The organism is Elusimicrobiota bacterium, from assembly GCA_040757695.1.
In the GTDB taxonomy this organism is placed as follows: Bacteria; Elusimicrobiota; UBA8919; order UBA8919; family UBA8919; genus JBFLWK01.
In genome coordinates, this window is sequence record JBFLWK010000203.1 from 1 (window position 1) to 1,745 (window position 1,745).

The following is a 1,745-nucleotide window of genomic DNA, read 5'->3' on the forward strand; positions in this document are numbered from 1 at the left end:
GCATCCCAGCATCAGTTAGTTCGTTGCCTTATTAACTGTGGGATTTGGTGTTGGACTGGTCGCTACCCTTTATCCAGTTCGGACTTCCACCGACAAGAATTTAAGGAACTTTCTTGGCACACTCATTGTTATTTACCTCCTTCTCTTCGCTCACCGAAAATGAATTCTCGGCTACATTGTGGTTTGATGCTTCGGGCATAACCATCCCGAATAAATTCGGGATATGCCCTCGCATCATTTTTTTATTCGCTTCGCTCACTTTTGTAAATATTTTATAATGGATTTAGCAGCTTTTTTACCGTCGGCGACAGAATCAACTACCAATGCGGGACCTCTTACAATATCACCGCTGGCATAAATGCCTTTTACCGAAGTAGCCAATGTCTTTTTATTAACATGGATTAACCCGCGTTTGGTGAATTGGACATTGGGTAGTTGTTCTTTGAGCAACGGGTCGGGTCCCGAACCTATTGCTATTATGACCGCGCTTACTTTTAATGAAAACTCGGTGTCCGGGACATCTTTTACATTTGAAGGAATTAATAACCCGGGCACCTTCCATTCCGTCTCAATACCTTTAACTCCAATAACCGCGCCATCTTTGCCTGTAATTTCTTTAATCCGGCATTGCGGTTTTATAATGATATAATTATCAATTGCCATCTGGAGGTCATCTTTATCAGCGGGCAGTTCCTGCATATTCTCAAGTGCAATACAATAGACCCTTTTTGCTTTGAGCACTTTACAGGTGGTGGCAACATCCATAGCAACAGAGCCACCGCCGATGATTGCAACATTCTTGTTTTTTACCATTTTGCTTATTTTATTTTGATTACCAGTTTTTACATCTTTCAGAAAAGCCGTTGAAGTAGTAACATTTTTTAAATTAGCACCGGATATATTTAATTTATACGGCGAAGATAAACCAGTGGCAACAAATACCGCCTTAAACCCTTTCCTTAAAAGTCCTTCAATAGCCCTTTTGCCTTTAACAGAAGAATTACATTTAATCTGAACACCAAGTGCTGTAATATCTTTTATTTCTCTGTCAATAAAATCTTCACTCAATCTAAACGAAGGGACTCCGTATCTTAATATGCCTCCCGGTTTTTTATTAGATTCAAAAACGGTTACATCATATCCTTCTTTTGCAAGTTCAGCAGCACAGGTTATTCCAGCGGGACCCGAACCGATTACCGCAATTCTGTTTGTGGTGGTGGGTTTTTTGTGTTCGGTTCGCGATAACCGTTTTTTTATTAACGGATTAAAACCAATTTGCCATGCATACTCAACTAAAAATCTCTGTAGTTTCCCAATATTTATAGGTCTATCTATCTCCGTTGCTGAACATTTTTCCTCACATAACCTTCCTGTAGGACAGACAATGCCACAAACACCACCCAGTATATTATTTTCTTTAATTGTTCTCACAGCACCTTTCAAATTTTTTAGACGAAGTTTTCTTATAAATGTGCCGGGGTCTGTTTCTGCAGGACAACCCGCACTGCAAGGAGCATCATAGCATAAAAGACACCTATCCGCTTCGGCAATCGCCTGACTTAACGAATAACCTTCTTCTACTTCAAAGAGATCTTTTAACAGGTTAGTTTTTCTTAATGTCTTTTGTTGAGTAGACATCTTTATAACCTCCTTGTGGTGACAGCCCTATCGGGCTGTCGTGCCCCTCGCAGAACCGTGCTTGCAGATTGCCCACACACGGCTCTTCAATAACACTTCCTCATAAA

General features: G+C 40.5%; 1 protein-coding gene. It reads right to left on the reverse strand.

The window, feature by feature from the left end; genetic code table 11:
- Positions 1-255: 255 nt before the first annotated feature.
- Positions 256-1,638: an FAD-dependent oxidoreductase gene (locus AB1349_14115; protein MEW6558460.1), complete on the reverse strand. Its 1,383-nt coding sequence runs from the start codon at positions 1,636-1,638 to the stop codon at positions 256-258.
- Positions 1,639-1,745: the final 107 nt, after the last annotated feature.

Coding starts and splice junctions, on each gene's coding strand:
- AB1349_14115 (MEW6558460.1), bottom strand. CDS start 1,638: ATGTCTACTCAACAAAAGACATTAAGAAAAACTAACCTGTTAAAAGAT.